Source organism: Ensifer sp. Root127 (assembly GCF_001425225.1).
Taxonomy (GTDB): Bacteria; Pseudomonadota; Alphaproteobacteria; order Rhizobiales; family Rhizobiaceae; genus Ensifer; species Ensifer canadensis.
This window is the reverse complement of sequence record NZ_LMDX01000017.1, coordinates 26,778-42,753: the sequence shown is the minus strand read 5'-3', so window position 1 is coordinate 42,753 and position 15,976 is coordinate 26,778. Positions and strand designations below refer to the sequence as shown.

At 58.5% G+C, this 15,976-nt stretch carries 15 protein-coding genes and 2 pseudogenes; 8 read left to right on the top strand and 9 right to left on the bottom strand.

Annotation, left to right across the window (positions count from 1 at the left end; genetic code table 11):
- The first annotated feature begins 598 nt into the window (after positions 1-598).
- Positions 599-2,110 (top strand): group II intron reverse transcriptase/maturase, encoded by a 1,512-nt coding sequence (ltrA, locus tag ASD03_RS19005; RefSeq protein WP_244494653.1) that lies wholly within the window; start codon positions 599-601, stop codon positions 2,108-2,110.
- Between the two features lie 84 nt (positions 2,111-2,194).
- A pseudogene (locus ASD03_RS19000) lies at positions 2,195-2,908 on the top strand (IS256 family transposase); the annotation flags it as partial.
- 422 nt (positions 2,909-3,330) lie between these two features.
- Here the strand turns inward: ASD03_RS19000 and ASD03_RS18995 are convergent.
- Both ASD03_RS18995 and ASD03_RS18990 read right to left on the bottom strand, forming a co-directional pair.
- The gene (locus ASD03_RS18995) at positions 3,331-3,615 is read right to left on the bottom strand and encodes a cytochrome C oxidase subunit IV family protein (RefSeq protein WP_057214996.1); all 285 of its coding nucleotides are present in this window, start codon (positions 3,613-3,615) and stop codon (positions 3,331-3,333) included.
- 3 nt (positions 3,616-3,618) lie between these two features.
- Positions 3,619-4,158, bottom strand: a complete 540-nt coding sequence (locus ASD03_RS18990) for a cytochrome c oxidase subunit 3 (RefSeq protein ID WP_057214994.1) — start codon at positions 4,156-4,158, stop codon at positions 3,619-3,621.
- 344 nt (positions 4,159-4,502) lie between these two features.
- On the opposite strand from ASD03_RS18990, the gene ASD03_RS18985 reads away from it, so the two are divergent.
- Entirely contained in the window at positions 4,503-4,913 is a 411-nt protein-coding gene (locus tag ASD03_RS18985) for a pseudoazurin (protein ID WP_234908049.1), read from the top strand.
- A 431-nt stretch (positions 4,914-5,344) separates the two neighbouring features.
- Here the strand turns inward: ASD03_RS18985 and ASD03_RS18980 are convergent, their stop codons facing one another.
- The 5 genes from ASD03_RS18980 to ASD03_RS18960 form a co-directional block, all read right to left on the bottom strand.
- Positions 5,345-5,707, bottom strand: a complete 363-nt coding sequence (locus tag ASD03_RS18980; RefSeq protein ID WP_057214989.1) for a YcgJ family protein — start codon at positions 5,705-5,707, stop codon at positions 5,345-5,347.
- A 327-nt stretch (positions 5,708-6,034) separates the two neighbouring features.
- Positions 6,035-6,802, bottom strand: a complete 768-nt coding sequence (locus ASD03_RS18975) for an ABC transporter ATP-binding protein (RefSeq protein WP_057214986.1) — start codon at positions 6,800-6,802, stop codon at positions 6,035-6,037.
- A complete protein-coding gene (locus ASD03_RS18970; protein ID WP_057214983.1) occupies positions 6,799-7,863 on the bottom strand; it encodes an iron ABC transporter permease in 1,065 nt (354 codons plus the stop codon). The genes ASD03_RS18975 and ASD03_RS18970 overlap by 4 nt, the downstream gene beginning before the upstream one ends.
- Entirely contained in the window at positions 7,860-8,966 is a 1,107-nt protein-coding gene (locus ASD03_RS18965) for an ABC transporter substrate-binding protein (protein ID WP_057214980.1), read from the bottom strand. Before ASD03_RS18965 ends, ASD03_RS18970 begins: the two co-directional genes overlap by 4 nt.
- A gap of 39 nt (positions 8,967-9,005) precedes the next feature.
- Positions 9,006-9,698, bottom strand: coding sequence for a helix-turn-helix domain-containing protein (locus tag ASD03_RS18960; RefSeq protein ID WP_057214977.1), 693 nt, complete (start codon positions 9,696-9,698; stop codon positions 9,006-9,008).
- A 936-nt stretch (positions 9,699-10,634) separates the two neighbouring features.
- On the opposite strand from ASD03_RS18960, the gene ASD03_RS40150 reads away from it, so the two are divergent.
- A partial coding sequence (locus ASD03_RS40150; protein ID WP_210177768.1) for a hypothetical protein occupies positions 10,635-10,853 on the top strand: 219 nt, incomplete at its 5' end.
- A 537-nt stretch (positions 10,854-11,390) separates the two neighbouring features.
- Here ASD03_RS40150 and ASD03_RS18950 read toward each other — a convergent pair.
- On the bottom strand, positions 11,391-11,663 hold the full coding sequence (locus ASD03_RS18950) for a DUF6522 family protein (RefSeq protein WP_057214970.1): 273 nt from the start codon (positions 11,661-11,663) through the stop codon (positions 11,391-11,393).
- Between the two features lie 170 nt (positions 11,664-11,833).
- Here ASD03_RS18950 and ASD03_RS18945 point away from each other — a divergent pair, with 170 nt between their 5' ends.
- From ASD03_RS18945 to ASD03_RS18930, 4 genes and pseudogenes are all read left to right on the top strand, one after another.
- Complete coding sequence (locus ASD03_RS18945) at positions 11,834-12,283, top strand: group III truncated hemoglobin (protein WP_063997091.1); 450 nt, start codon at positions 11,834-11,836, stop codon at positions 12,281-12,283.
- A gap of 48 nt (positions 12,284-12,331) precedes the next feature.
- Entirely contained in the window at positions 12,332-12,763 is a 432-nt protein-coding gene (locus ASD03_RS18940) for an Rrf2 family transcriptional regulator (RefSeq protein ID WP_057215310.1), read from the top strand.
- 193 nt (positions 12,764-12,956) lie between these two features.
- Positions 12,957-14,489 carry an FAD-dependent oxidoreductase gene (locus ASD03_RS18935; protein WP_057214963.1) on the top strand — a complete coding sequence of 511 codons (1,533 nt, stop codon included), beginning with the start codon at positions 12,957-12,959 and terminating at the stop codon, positions 14,487-14,489.
- 63 nt (positions 14,490-14,552) lie between these two features.
- Positions 14,553-14,752: pseudogene (locus ASD03_RS18930) on the top strand (transposase); the annotation flags it as partial.
- Between the two features lie 80 nt (positions 14,753-14,832).
- On the opposite strand, the gene ASD03_RS18925 reads toward ASD03_RS18930, so the two are convergent.
- The gene (locus tag ASD03_RS18925; protein ID WP_057214955.1) at positions 14,833-15,762 is read right to left on the bottom strand and encodes a nucleotidyltransferase and HEPN domain-containing protein; all 930 of its coding nucleotides are present in this window, start codon (positions 15,760-15,762) and stop codon (positions 14,833-14,835) included.
- Positions 15,763-15,976: the final 214 nt, after the last annotated feature.

Sequence of the window (15,976 nt, the reverse complement as noted above, 5' to 3'; positions counted from 1 at the left end):
GGTGCGTATGATTTAGTGTAACCTCTCAAGCTTGCCGATTTTTGACCGACGGCTGCAATGCCGTCCGATCCACGGGAGCAGTGGATCGAAGGGGGCCGAGAAGCCTGACCGGGCGTCGCCGGTTGGGTTGCATAAGCAGATCGGCCTTAACTGTACCGGATGCGGGCCATCAACCGCAGGTCGGGCTACCGCAATGCCCATGGCGAGACAACGAAGTGAGCGTCAGAAGCCTCGAAACACAGAAATCGCTTCCATTAGCGTGATGGCGTGGAGGCACGAAAGAGCAATCAGAGGCGGCAAGGCTCATCGATCCTTGCTGCCGGGTTCTCGAAGAGACCCGAGATGGGATTGGCTCCTATGCCCCATCTCCCGCATTGCACGGGGTAGAGCTCACCGCCTAACGGCACAAGGTTGGAAGTCGGAACACGGGAACTTGGATTGTCTGCCCGGTTGGAAGCTGGGCTCGCTGCGATGGCCGGATATGGACGACACCAAGGGCGGAGCTTTCGTAGTAGTCGGAGTGCGGGAAAGCCGCGCACAGGGCGAAGGGAAGCAGGAAGACGATAGGCTTGTAAAGACGGAGGAGTGATCTGTGGACATGGATCATCAGACCGACAAGGTCTGGGTACTCGGCATTCAAAGCAAACTCTATCAGTGGAGTAAGGCTAATCCCGACGACCAATGGCGTGACATGTGGGGTTGGTTGACCGACCTGCGGGTGCTGCGTCATGCCTGGCTGCGCGTTGCCTCAAATAAAGGTGGACGTACGGCCGGGGTTGACGGGATGACGGTGGGACGCATCCGGAACCGGAGTGAACATTGCTTTTTGATCGACCTTCAAGCGGATCTGCGCAGCGGCGCATATCGGCCAAGTCCGGCCAGACGCAAACTGATTCCAAAGGCCGGGAAACCGGGGCAATTCCGGCCCTTGGGCATCCCCACCATCAGAGACCGCGTCGTACAAGGCGCGGTCAAGATTCTTCTGGAGCCAATCTTCGAGGCACAGTTCTGGCATGTCTCTTACGGGTTCCGACCCGGCAGAAACACCCACGGTGCCCTGGAGTACATTCGTCGGGCAGCCTTGCCGCAGAAGCGGGACAGGGACACCCGGCGAAACCGGTTGCCATACCCTTGGGTTATTGAGGGGGACATCAAAGGATGCTTCGACAATATCAATCATCATCACCTGCTCGAACGGATGCGCAAGCGCATCGGTGATCGACGAGTGGTGCGATTGGTCGGATTATTCCTCAAGGCCGGTGTTTTGACGGAGGATCAGTTCCTGCGGACGGACGCCGGTACCCCTCAAGGCGGGATCATCTCACCATTGCTCGCAAACATCGCCCTTAGCGCGATCGAGGAGCGATATGAAAGGTGGACCTATCACCGCAGAAAGACCCAAGCCCGTCGCAAAAGCGACGGAGTGGCGGCAGCGGCGAGCGCCCGGGACAGTGATCGCATAGCAGGACGCTGTGTGTTTCTGCCGGTGCGCTACGCCGACGACTTCGTGGTTTTGGTGTCTGGATCGCTGGAGGAGGCTATGGCAGAGAAATCCGCTCTGGCCGACTACCTGATCGAGACGACCGGGCTAACGTTGTCGCCGGAAAAGACGAAGGTTACGGCCATGACAGAGGGCTTCGAGTTTCTCGGATTCCGCTTCAGTGTGCATTGGGATAAACGCTACGGCTATGGCCCGCGCGTTGAAATACCCAAGGCAAAGGCCGCGAACCTGCGTCACAAGGTCAAGCAACTGACGCAGCGCGATAGCATATCCGTCAGTCTTGGCGAAAAGCTCCGGAAGGTGAATTCCATCACCAGCGGATGGGCGAATTATTATCGCTACTGTGTCGGCGCCGGCCGCGTATTTGTCGCCCTCGACTGGTACATCGGCCTGCGCCTTTACTGCTGGCTGCATAAGAAACGCCCAAAGGCTACGCCGAGCGAACTGTGGGGCTCGAAACAGCCAAGCAGACGCCGGGCGACGAGACGGGTTTGGAGAGAAGGGGCCGTTGAGCAACATGTGCTCGGCTGGACACCTGTCGAGCGATACCGTCTCGCGTGGATGGATATGCCTGACTTTGCCATGTCTTCTGGAGAGCCGGATGCGTAACGAAAGGCGCACGTCCGGTTCGGCGAGAGGCGATGCGAAACCTGCCGCCGTAATGCGGTAAGGCGCGTATCGCCTACTCATCCGACCTACCTCAAAGTTCGGCGTGGCGGACGTATTGTTTCCGTCGCAGTCATCATCGCCGTCGGCGTCAACAGCGATGGCCGGCGCGAGGTCTTGGGCATGGAGGTCGGCACGTCGGAGGCCGAGCCGATCTGGACGGAATTCCTGCGTAAGCTGACACGCCGAGGATTGCGCGGCGTGAAGCTTGTCGTCTCCGATGCGCATGAAGGTCTCAAGGCCGCCGTCACCAAGGTTCTCAATGCCACCTGGCAAAGATGCCGGGTTCACTTCATGAGGAACGTGCTGGCGCATGCTGGAAAGAGCGGCAGGCGAGTCGTATCCGCCTTCATCGCAACGGCCTTTGCCCAGGAGACGCCGGAGGCAGCAAGCGCTCATTGGCGTAGTGTCGCCGACCAGATCAGACCAAAAGTGCCGAAGCTTGCCACCATCATGGACGATGCTGAAGAGGACGTACTGGCCTACATGACCTTCCCAAAGGAGCATCGGGCAAAGCTGCACTCAACGAATCCGATTGAACGCCTCAATGGCGAAATCAAGCGCCGCACCGAGGTCGTCGGCATCTTTCCGAACGACGAAGCAATCGTCCGCCTCGTCGGCGCGCTACTGCTCGAACAGAATGATGAGTGGGCCGTCCAACGTGCCAGGTATATGACACTTGAGACCATGGCCCAAATGAGCGATGATCCCCAAATCAGTCTGCCCGCTGTGGCCCGCTGATATCCCTCCGGCCTATGTCGGAAAGCACGGCCATCAGCCGTCAGCTACACCACTCCCATGGACACGATCGAATTGGATCTTGAAGTTTCCGCCCTCGAGTTCGAAAACCTGATGCGAGAACCCCTTTCGCTCCATGATATTCCCTCGAATTGAGATCCGGCCGCGCCGACTATTCGAGACTGTCGTCTGGGCAGCGAAAATTCAAATGCGAAGCACAACCTGGCGAAGCTTCCCCGCTGCCGTGACAAGTCCCGATCGTTAGCCAATTGTTTGGCAACATAGTCGACCATGCACCAGATATCGATCGGGATTCAGGCACGGACCGCCCGCCCTTGACTTGGCATCAGATACCAGATCGCCCTTCCCGGTATGTCTGGCACGGCGTGAGAGTGGACTTCTTTCACCCGTCCATGGCCCCCTACTCAGGAGCCATATGTCGCGAGTAGCGCCTTTGTGCCTGCGGCGACCGCGAAGAATGCGGACCACCCGACGAGTGCCATCGATAATCGAGGGCGCAGATCACGCAGCCCCATAAAGTAGACCACCACCCAGCGCGATTTGATGACGGTTAGGATCAGAATGACGCCGAAAGCTGTGAACGGGACAGCTTCGTGCTTCCATTGAGCCGAGATAAGAGCGGCGATGATTGCAAGTAACAGTAGTTTTGCGGCACTACCAAGCAGCCATATGGAATTGTTCGTTTGCATCGTCTACCCCAGATAGATGACTGGAAAAATTACCAGCCAGACGATGTCAATCACGTGCCAGACAGTAGTAACCAACACCACATTGGATCGCTCCATCCTTCGTGCGATCAGCAACATGAGCAGGCTCAGGAATACGACATGCGCGAGATGGAAACCTGTGATCATGAAGTAGAGTTCGAAGAAGGCATTGAATGTCGCGTCACCGATGAACCGTAACTCGCCTTGGTATTCAACGACCTTGGTCGCTGCGAACAAAAATCCAAGCATCGCTGATGCGACCAAGGCGAACCTTCGCTTCTGGTATGTCGCCGCACGCACCGCCTCCGCCGCCAACCATCCACTTGCGATCAATACGAGCGTGTTGAGACTAGCGAGCCGCCCATTCAAATGAATTTTGGCAAGCGAAAAGCTGTCCGGGTGAAGGTACGACATCACCATGAACCCGCCAAGCAAGACGCCGAACGCAAACAATTCGCTCCAAACGAGAATCCAGAGGACCAGATCATCACTCGGTTCGTCGCTTTGCGCCAGTTCAACTGCCATGAACTCGAAATCTCCACTTTATGCACTGGTGCTACAAAACACCGCGGCGTTCTTTGTGCTTGCACAAAGAACGTTCCGAGTGCGCTTTTCGCGACGCTGATCGCCAATGGTTGGAGACGCGCGGTCTCTAGGGGCGTCTTCGCGCCAGGGAAACTCCCTGTCGAGGATATGAGAGCGACTACGGCAACGCATTGCGTGAGCGATTTTGGCGAACGTCGAGTTATTTGCGTTTAGTCAAAGTTCACGGCGCCTTCTCCGGTAGATCAGCGTCAACGAAGCCAAGCGGCTTCAAGAACAGGAGAAGAGCAATGAAACGACTGGCAAACCTCACGATTGGAACGGCAATGGCTTTGGCGGTAATGACTACCGTATCGCAGGCAGCCGACTACGAAGTCCACATGCTGAACAAAGGCAAAGACGGTGTGATGGTGTTCGAGCCGGGACTTACTCGAGTGGCCCCGGGAGACACCGTAACATTCATACCGACCGATAAGTCTCACAATGCCGAATCAATCGCCAACCTCATCCCGGAAGGTGCGCAGCCTTTCAAAGGGAAAATGAACGAAACGGTGAAAATCACTTTCGATGTTAAGGGCGCGTACGCCATCAAATGCGCTCCCCACATGAGCATGGGTATGGTCGCTCTTGTCGTCGTCGGCGACGCTCCGGACAACCTCGAAACCGTGAAGACTGCCAAGCTCCCGAAGAAGGCGCGGGATCGTCTCGACGCCGACATTGCAGCGGGAGCGATGTAACAACGCCGCGACGATCTGAACGCCCACGTTCCCAAAACGTGGGCGTTTTCATATGGTCCTATCGACTGCCGGCGCGCGAGGAAGGACGATACAATGCGGATCGAACATCTTCCGGAAGAGATCAAGGCATCGGTTCGAAGGCACAGGCAAGGCTGTGCCAGCGATACCGTCGGCACTCTGCGGCCTGCAAACCGCAACCGAGAACTGGCAGGTTTTGTGCGGAATGTGAGCCGACATATCCAACCGGTTCGACGAGGAAATAGACCCACGGGAGTTCTGCAACCGGCATGCCGCGAAATCCAGGCATGATGGAAAATCCTCGAGACACCTTGGGCGAGCTTCCAGCTTATGCCCGTGCTTAGAGCGAGGAAGGCCTGTGCCGGTCATGAGAGAGTGTCATTTCGACCTTAGCCGGAACCGACCCGTTTTGGTCATTCGCCAAACAGCGCCTTGGTGTATTTCTTGGAGACGGTCCCGCTGCGCTGTCCGTTCGCGCCATAGTACCGATCTTCACGACACAGCCGCTCCTTCGCGTCGCAGAAAATCCCGTTGGCAAAGGTGAACTCGGTCAGGTCAACATCACTCGTCGTGAACAGCTTGTTCGCGGCGGCCTTCTTACCGAGATATTTTTTCGTCAGCTCGTGGGAGATCCCCTTTTCATTGGCGCACACGTAGCGGTCGCAGAGCACGCCCGACGCTGGCGATTGGATCGTGGCCCGCTGCTTTGCGTGAGCGGGCATCACGCCCAGGGCCAACAGCAAGGCCAGAGAAATCGAAAAGTACGGTTTGTTCATAGTTGGACCTCGCTTAGGGGGTGATTCTTCTTCAAAGAATAAAAGACAAACGGACGAAAACATGTTTGCGTGCCGATTGAGTGGAATTGGGATCAAGGGCGGGACCGGAGGCCGCATCCGGGAACGTAGCGCAGCGATTGCCGAACGGGTGAGGATGCTGGCGACGCCGCGGCCGTGACCACTTGCCATAGCAGTATCCTCGCCAGATCATCACGTGATGGCCGGCACCTTGCTTGGGCAACATCCCTTACCCATTGTGCCATAGACGATGTTGCCGTCGTCGCTAGGCACCGAACAAGCAGGCGGAGCTGTACGGGAATTCGCAATCTAGGCGGCATGGGATCGCCGCGCCGCGATCGGTATGACGAAGGGAACGTCCTGTCCCGCAGCGACAACCTCCACATCAACTCCATAGACCGAGCCTAGTCTCGAGGCGGTCAGGACAGCCGCTGGCTCTCCGGAAGCGGCAACCCTGCCTTTGTGTAGCAGAAGCAGCCGGTCGGTGGTCCGAGCCGCGAGATTGAGATCATGAACCGCCATGAGGATGAGTGCGCCCGATCGGCAAACATAGTCCCGCAACAGAGCAAGGACCGTCAATTGATGGCGCAGATCCAGTGCGCAGGTCGCTTCGTCGAGGATAAGCAGCCGCGGCTGGCGCATGAGCCGCTGCCCGAGCAGGACCAACTGCTGTTGACCGCCCGACAGCGTGTTGATCCGGCGATCGGCAAGATGCTCCAGTCCTAATTCGCAAAGCATCATCAAGGCTCTCGTGATCTCAGGTTCGCCTATTCGCCATCCCAACTGCTCATGGCGGGCGAGCAGAAGGGTTTGCAGCACAGAGAGATCTGCGTTTACAGAGCAATGCTGCGGCATGAAGCCGACAGTTCTGCAGTCGATTGGGCCGCTCTCCCATAAGATCGTGCCCGAATGCGCAACACTCCCGGCAATGGCGCCGAGCAAGGTTGATTTGCCAGCACCGTTCGGGCCAACGACGGCGACGATCTGGCCCGGCGCGAGCGTCAGCGAGAAGCAATCAATCGTGCGGGTTCGCCCGTGGTCTACGCAAACATTCGTCAAAGTCAGACCCTCGGTCACAGTCGCTCTCCTTTACCACGCCGCGCAATGACGACAAACAACATGGGAACGCCAGCAACAGCCGTGATTATGCCAACTGGGATGACGGCGGCCGGGGACAGCAGCTTTCCGAAAACCGATGCACCGATCAGGATGATCCCGCCGACCGTTGCACTCATTGGCAGCGCAAAGCGGTGATCCTCGCCAACGGCCGCGCGCGCCACATGTGGAGCGATCAGGCCGACGAAACCGATCGTCCCCACGAAACAGACGGCCGCGGCCGTCAAAAGCGAGACGAGTACGAAGCTGCGTCTGCGCAGCGCATCAACCGACAAGCCCATACTGGCGGCATTGACGTCACCCAATCTCAGTAGGGTCAGCTTCCAGCTGTCGCGTATGACGAAGGGAAGGCATGCGGTCAGGATCGCCGCGGTGACGGCAACAGTGGTCCAGCTTGCTTTCAGCAGGCTGCCGAACAGCCAGAAGACGATCTGTTGGAGAACTTCGGGTGCGGCCATGAATTGCAGCAGGGATTGCATGGACTGAAAAAGAAACAGGACCGCAATGCCGGCCAGCACGAGAATTTCGGGGGTCGTTCCCCGCAAGGCCGCAACGCAGTAGACGAGGCCGCATGCAAGGAGCGTCATGACGAAGGCTGATGCCGGAACCAGAATGAAACCCGGCAAAGGCAGGAACCCACCAAACATGATTGCCAGCGCCGCACCGAACCCTGCGGCAGCGGAAAATCCGAGCGTGAACGGGCTTGCCAAAGGATTGGAAAGTATCGTCTGCATCTGCAATCCGGCAACCCCGAGGCAGACGCCGACGAGCACGCCCATCGCCGTCTGGGGCATGCGCAACTGCCACAAGATCGTCGCCGCCATTCGATCTGCGCCATGAGGGCCAGCCCAAAGCGTCGCCCAGACATTGGCAAGTGCCATGCCTGACGGCCCCTTTGCCAGGTCAACCAGCACCAGAAATGCAAGCGCCAGCATCGCGGCGGCAAGTGCCGCAAGACGAAGGGAAACGTCGCGGCGATAGTGCGAGCGAAAGATATCGAGTTTAAGGGCCGCGTCGCTCATTGGCCGTCGGCCCGATAGGGGAGCACAAAAACGCCATCTGCTTTTATCGGCATCCAGGTGTCGTAGTAGCGTTTAATCTCGACTGCCGGGTCTACGTCGCTGAAAGCATCCGGGTAGAGCTGCTTGGCTATATATTGCGCGTAGACATAGTCAGACAAAGTTCGCGCACCACCGTGGTAGATCGCATGCAAGGCGGAGTTTCTAACCGCCGGCAGCCCGTCCCAACCCGGTCGGGCGATATAGGCCTTCATGCGGTCGCGTGCGATTTCCTTCGAGGCGCCGAACCCGACCGTGACCGCCTGTGGCTTGTCCAACCATTCAGAGCCGGCGAGAAAGATGATATCGGGTTCCTGTGCAAGAACGTATTCCGGGCTGAGCGGCCCCCAGTTTTCCAACTGCCCCTTGGCGATATTGGTCCCGCCAAGTCTGTCGATGAGCGATCCCCACATACCGTTGCCGTAGCTGTTTCCGACTTCGGACGGGCCTTTTTGAGCCAGCTCGACATAGACCTTCTTGTTCGTCGGTTTCGCGTTGGCGATGCGCCTGTCGATAGCCTGCATTGCTGCCTCATATTGCGAAGCAAGTCTTTTTGCACGGTCACGCGATCCCATGACCGCCCCCAGAACAAGCGTCGACTGGACATGCTTTTCGACCGTCTGGGCGTTATAGTCGAGCACGACCACAGGAATGCCGGCCGTCTCCATCTGTTTGACGGCCTCGCCAAGCGCGTCGAAAGACCAGGCGGATAAAATGACGAGGTCCGGCTTCACCGACAGCACCTTCTCAATTGAAAACGTGCCGTTTTCCGTATCGCCGACATCCGGCAGTGCTGCAAGGGAGGGAATTGCGTCGAGATAGGCCGCAAACTGGTTCGGCCGCCAGTCCTTCCAGGTGGAAAGTGACACCGCGACTACCTTGTCCATGGCGCCTGGACCAACGACTGCGATGAAGTCCTCATAATAGAAGTTCAGGACGACCCGTTGCGCGGGAGCAGCCAACGTGACGTGACGGCCCTTGACATCGGTGACATTGATTTCCGCGCGGCCCTGTCCGGCAAAGACCAGGACAAAAGTGGTGACGATCAGTGCAAGTGTCTTTTTCATGGGAATGATCCATTTCCAGTATCTTGTGTGAAGTCCGGTTCAGGCTCGACGTTTGCGGACCTCGCCGCGTCCCCCTGCGGCCATCGCCTGCAGCCTGTCCGTGTCCAGCACCCTCACGATTTCCGGATGGGAGAAATCGATGACCTTGTCCCGCTTGAGCTGGTTGAGGCATCGGCTGACTGTTTCAATCGTCAAGCCGAGCCAGTCGCCGAGATCGGCGCGGGTCAAATACAGATTGAACGTCGGTGCACCGCGTTGAGGGTTGCGCGATGCGCGCTTGAACTGTTGGGCAAGATCAAACACGGCCGAGCTCACGCGCTCCATCGCTGTCTTGCGTCCAAGCAGGGTTGCAAGGCTGTGAGCCCGGTTCAGCATCTGCACCAGAGCCTGGTCGAGAATGCCTTGGTCAACCGTTCGACCAAGGCTTTCGACTTGACTGAACGTCAATGCCTGGGCGCCGCAATGGTTGTCTTCGTGAAAGACGAGACCGAACAAGCGACCGGGACCAATGATGTCGAGGATCTGTCGGCGACCGTCTCTGAGTGAATGTGTGAGCGCGACACAACCATCCACCAGTCGATAGATGGGGACAGCGGTCTCATCCTGGTCGTAAATCGTCGTTCGGGGTGAAAACAGCCGGCGACGGCCGACAAATGATGGACAAATCGGCAAGCCTGCGAAATTCGGCGGCAGCGCAAGCGCTGCCTCCACAGGCATCGAGATGTTAAGCATGGATTTTTTCCGGCGTTCGGCCGCGGGCTTGCTCGTGCAAGTGCGATGCAGCCGCCAAGAATGCTATCCGCCGGCGCAAGGTGCGGCGGTACGATCAACCCATGACGCTGGCGGGAGGCGCTCGCGGCGACGCGTTGGCGGTTCGCACAGGTCGCCGGTCTGTGTTCGGGCGTGCTGAAAAACCGTGCTCTCGATTTGAACTTACCGGCACCCCGACCGTGTCCGTCGGCGACGGAAGCAGCAGCAAGGCACTGAGGCGGCACGCATCGCAGGCTCCCGATGCGCCATGCCCCTCTTCACCGTCATGGACGCCGGCAAGGCATAAGTCCGGCGCCGTGCCATCTGGAAGAGCAAACGCGGAAACGTCAGTGCCGATAGCTACGAACGCGGTAGCCGGAGCCCTATGGGCAAATGATATGGACAACAGGGCAATCGCGCACAGCAAGCGCAGATAGGTCGCCCATTTTCCATAAGCCCGTGACAACTGAAATCTCCCGATTTGACACTCTATTGATACCCTGTTGCTGGCGAGCGACCTTGCTCCAGATCAAGCTTCAGCGACATTCCCGCACGCCTTGCCTCGGCAATGGTGGTAGTCCGTCGAAACCGCCCCCCGAGAAAACAACCCGTGATTGCGCACTTTAAAATCCGAAGGCGCCGCAGTGAGCGACAAAACGTCCAAGTGGCAACGATCGGTGCGGCCAGGCGGCCAGAGCATCAGCCTGCCTTGCCATGAAATCGTGGCGACAGTCGACAACCTGTCATTGTTTTGATTTAATCTGACTTCCTCAGCCGGAGGATTGCAACACGATGAATGGTTGGAACAAGGACGGGCGCGGCAGCGTCAGAGTATCACCGGTCGTCGGCTGGAAGGCCGCAACGCTGATCAACAACGAAGCCGACATCTTCCTTAGGCTCGAGTTCAGCGTCAATCCNGGCAGCGTCAGAGTATCACCGGTCGTCGGCTGGAAGGCCGCAACGCTGATCAACAACGAAGCCGACATCTTCCTTAGGCTCGAGTTCAGCGTCAATCCCGATAACACCGACGTATCAGCACTCCAATTTGCACTGACTGAGCATCAGGCTCGCGAAATCAGTACCAAACTGAGAGCCCTTGCAGACACGATATCGTCTTACGCCCTCCAGCCCAGTTGATGGCCGATCGTGTTCGCTAGCTCGATCTGAGCGAACGACGAATGCCCGATGAAATGGCTGACCTGCACCGTTACTTGTTGCTGGCGATCATCGAACAGCAAAGCGGATTGGCGCGTAAGTCGAGGAAATCTCACCGATTACATCACGAACGAACTTTCTTTCTGGCTTCTGGTCAATATGTTCACGAACACCTTCCGTCCCCCATGAGCTTCCGAACATGAACGGAGTCAATTCGGGGTGGAAAGCTCCAGTGGAACTGCGGGACAAGACCGCCAATCCCGGATGAGCGAAATCAATCGATTAGAAGCCTCGCCAACAGCGCAGTAGTTTCGCTTACACGAACATCATAACGACCATGTAGCCCACGATAACGAGCAATAAGCCAACGACCAGCATTGGCACGAGTGTACTTTCCGACTGACGATCGTTCATGTTGCTATTCCGCCTATTTGTTGGTTTCGTGTCTTGGCTAACTGACTTTGGTCGGGCCCTGCCGAACGCTTTCTGCGGGACGACGAGGATGGTCGACGAACGCAGCTAGCCTCCCGAGGTCGAAGGTCGCCTGAGGTCAAGGGACTCCTCGCTGACAATGCAGTTGTCGGCGTCGACAATGCCCCGCCAGACCGAGTTGCCGTTACGCACAGTCAGGCGCTTGCGGCCTGCGTCGCTGTCGACGCCGCGCTCCACTATGCTGGTCACGAGGCCAAGACGCATTCGGCGCCGAAGTTCGCTCGCCTCAATCGAAAGCCGCACCGCCAGGAATGCCGGGTCCAGAACATAATCTCCGGTCTGGTCAAGCTCGAGCCTCATCTGGCCACCCTCATCGAATGTACGCCGCTATGCAGCTTAAAGATATATTGACGATATATGTTTTGATCCGCATAGTGAAGCGTATTCTCATCACACACCCATCGTCGTTGGACGACAAAGGGCCGCATCGCCCTGACTGAGGGCTGAATCCAGGCATGAGCAAAGGCGCAATGGACAAATCAACCATCGTTATCGACGGCCGGGTGCTACCCGAGCAGTTAGACGAGCAGATGATCCACGACGTGGTTCACGGCTTCTACGACGAGATCCGCAAGGATGCCCTGCTCGGGCCGGTGTTCAACAGCGCCATCGCGCGGCATGACTGGCCACAGCATCTGACGAAAATGTGCGACTTCTGGTCGTCTTTGATGCTTCGCAGCGGCCGCTATGACGGCCGCCCGCTGCCGCCGCATCTGGCGATTCCTGGTCTTGGCGAACAGCATTTCCGCCAATGGCTGGGTTTGTTTCGCGCTACAGTCCAAAAACTCTGCCCGCCGGAGATTGCGGCGCTGTTCATGGAACGGGCATTGCGCATTGCGCATTCCTTCCGCCTTGCACTGGCCTACAATCGCGGTGAAAACACGTTGTCCGTCGAGCCGATCACGGCCGACAGCCTATGACCTTACGGGGCAACCGGCAGGATCGGCATGCGCAAAGGTTGGAGCGAAATGAGGCTGACGAACTTTTCCGACTACACGCTGCGCATGCTGATGTTCGCGGCGTCCGCTGGGGACCGGCTGTTTACGATCGAGGAAACGGCGCGCGCCTTCGGCGTGTCGAAGGCGCATCTCAACAAGGTGGCCAACACGCTGACCCGCGCCGGGTACCTGACGGCGGTTCGCGGCAGATCGGGTGGGCTGACGCTCGGACGTCGTCCGGAAGACATCCGCATAGGTGACGTGATCCGGTTGACCGAGCCGGACTTCGCCCTGGTCGAATGCTTTGCCACCGGCAACCAGTGCACGATCACGCGTTGCTGCAAGCTTTCCGGCATGCTGCGCGACGCGCTGTCGTCGTTCCAGAACACCCTCGACCGTTACACGCTTGCCGACATCGCACTGACGCGCCAGGATTTCCTGGTTGATACGCCCCGCACCTAGCGACTGCCCCGGCGCGGGAACGACCGCGCTTGGCTCCGATTAGGCATATCGCAAAGATTGCACGCAACTTCAGGTCAAATTCACTTGCCTGGGAGCCGGAATGGCGGACAATCCCAGAGGAGTTGCCTGTTGGGTAGGTAAGCCCAGCGTCGCAGTGGACGATACCGGCAGCTGCCCTTCGACGGAGGAGAAGATGGCCGCTAACCATTCAGGCCCGACCGGACCCGACCTCGCCCTCGGCATTGCGCTCACCGATCTTCCCGATGGCGGCAAGCTGGTCGGTCATCGCGATGGCGAGCCGGTGATTCTGTTGCGCCGCGGATCCGAGATATTCGCGATAGCCGCCAACTGCTCGCATTACGGTGGGCCGCTGGTCGATGGCCTCGTCGCCGACGACACCGTCCGCTGCCCCTGGCATCACGCCTGCTTTCACCTGCGCACCGGAGAGGCCCTGCGTGCTCCAGCGTTATCGCCGCTCGCATGCTGGTCGGTTGAACAGCGCGGCGACAAAATAATCGTTGGCGAGAAGCGCAAGAAGCAGGCGCCGGCCCCACGCGAAGGCGATGCCGGGGCGGCTCCCGAAAAGATCGTCATCGTCGGTGGTGGCGCCGCCGGCTTTGCCGCCGCCGAGAGGCTGCGGCGCGAACAATTTCAGGGCGCCATCGTCATGATCAGCGATGACGAGGCGCTGCCCGTCGACCGCCCTAACCTTTCGAAGGACTATCTCGCCGGTAAGGCGCCGGAGGACTGGATCCCGCTGCGCAAGGAGGGCTTCTATGCCAAGAACGGCATCGACTTGCGCCTCGGAACCAGGGTTACAGACATCGATGTCCGCGCGAGCGAAATCTTGCTCGCCGACGGAGCTCGGGTCGCCTTCGACAGACTGTTGCTGGCAACAGGTGCCGAACCGGTTCGCCTGACCATCCCCGGCGCCGACCAGCCTCATGTCCACACGTTGCGCTCGCTTGCCGACAGCCGGAAGATCATCGCGCAAATCGGCATTGCACGCAGCGCTGTCGTCCTGGGCGCCAGCTTCATCGGCCTCGAAGTTGCCGCTGCCCTTCGGACCCGCGGCGTCGAAGTACATGTGGTGGCGCCCGACGAACGGCCGATGGAACGGATACTGGGGCCGCAGATCGGCGATTTCATCCGCGCCCTGCATGAGGAAAATGGCGTCATCTTCCACCTTGGGGATACCGTGACGAGCATCGGTGCAAAGGAGATCCAACTGAGCAGCGGCGGCATCCTGGCCGCAGACATGGTCGTTGCCGGCATCGGCGTGCGGCCGCGGATCGGTCTCGCCGAAGCGGCCGGGCTTGCCACCGATCGGGGCGTTCTGGTCGACGCATATCTTGAGACCAGTGTGCCGGGCATATATGCGGCCGGCGATATTGCCCGGTGGCCCGATCCCTACAGTGGCGAGAACATCAGGGTGGAGCACTGGGTGGTGGCGCAGCGGCAAGGTGCTGCGGCCGCACTCAACATGCTCGGACGCCGAAAGAAGTTCACGGATGTGCCGTTCTTTTGGAGCCAACATTACGACGTTCCGATCAACTATGTCGGCCATGCCGAGAGATGGGACGAAATAGAAGTCGAGGGCGACATTCCCGCCAGGGACTGCCTCCTGCGCTTCAGGCGCGGCGGACGTGTGCTGGCGGTCGCCACGATCTTCCGCGACACCGAGAGCCTCGAGGCAGAACTGGCGATGGAGCGGGGCGAGGCCTAGTCGGGACGAATTATGATCTAAGATCCGGCCCTCTCTTCCTGGACGAGGCCAGTTCAGCGCGCCGTCAAGCTCGTCTTTTCCGATGTGCAGGAAGGCCTCAAGGCGGCCGTCCCCAAGGTCCTGTGCGCGACATGGCAAAGGGCCGGGTGCATTTCATGCGCAATGTGCTGGCACATACCGGCAAGAGCGGCCGCCGTGTCGTGTCCGCCTTCATCGCTACGGCCTTCGCCCAGGAGACGCCGCAAGCCGCGCGCACACAATGGTGCAACCCGGATCCGTTGGCGCCCCATCCCAGAAACTGATGCATGATCAAGATGCCGCCAAAGACACCTGGTGTCGGGCTTTATTCGCTTGGTTCTTTGGGGCTTCCAGTTTCTGATTTGAGAGATTCAAGGTGGATGCGGCAGGCATTTTCGACGAGATCGATGAGTGCCTCAGTCCGGCTCAGTAGCCACAACAGTGCTTCCTCGGTGATTTCAAAGTGCCTGGAATAACGCGCCTTTACATAGGCTTCGTTGACAATGTTAAACCACGCAACGAAGCGCTGCTGATCTCGCGGCCAGATCTCCGCCAGCTCGCGATGCTGCTCTTCGGCGCGACGACGCAGGAAATTCAGGTTATGAGAGGCTGGGCTGTAGTTGGTCAAAACCAGCAAAAGCGTAGAATAGGCCTGCTCGATCGACTGGTGCAGTTCAAAAGCAGCTAAGCTTAGATTGCCGGCACTCGCGTAGAATTGTGCGCCCTTGGAAAAATCACGCGCATAAGGGAAGCGGCTGTCGAAGTGTTCCTTCCCCACACGATAAGCTTGGGTAAGCGTCAGGGGTTTTGGCTCCGCGAGTGGCTCATCGTCTATTTCATACAATACGATGCCATCGCACCGGATATCGACAAAGAAATACCGGCCCTCGTAGAGAGCGGTGTTCACTTCGCGACGAGAGTGGACGATCAAGCTAACTGGTGTTTCCACTCCGGAGAGACGCAGCAATCGGTCCTGCGCTTTTGCCCAATAACGTGCGAAGTCCGTGAGCTTGCTGTTGTTCACAACAACAAGGATATCGTAATCCGAGCGATAGCCCTTCCTAGTATGCGGCTCATCCACCCAGTTCCCGCGTGCGTAAGAACCGAACAGAACGATCTTCAGTATTCGACCGCGTTTTTTGAAGTCGGCAGTACCGTCCTTCAGCGCGTCCTCGAACTCCTCATGCAGCACCTCGACAACGTGCGCGAGCTCAACCTGCTTACGCTCAGGGAGATGAGCAATACTCGACTTCATCGGCGCGTGGCTATGGTGTGGGCCCTGCATTCGTCAACCTATGGCACATGATTCGCGGCAATGTAGACCGATGATAGGGCAGTGAGAACCCTCTTATGACCGTGGTCGAGGGTGATACGCGGACTTATGCGCCGCATGTCTTTGACACCGATTTGTTACCGTTGATGGGGCAGCGCGGGGACGGGATGGGCCTTCAGACGACGGTTGATCCAGC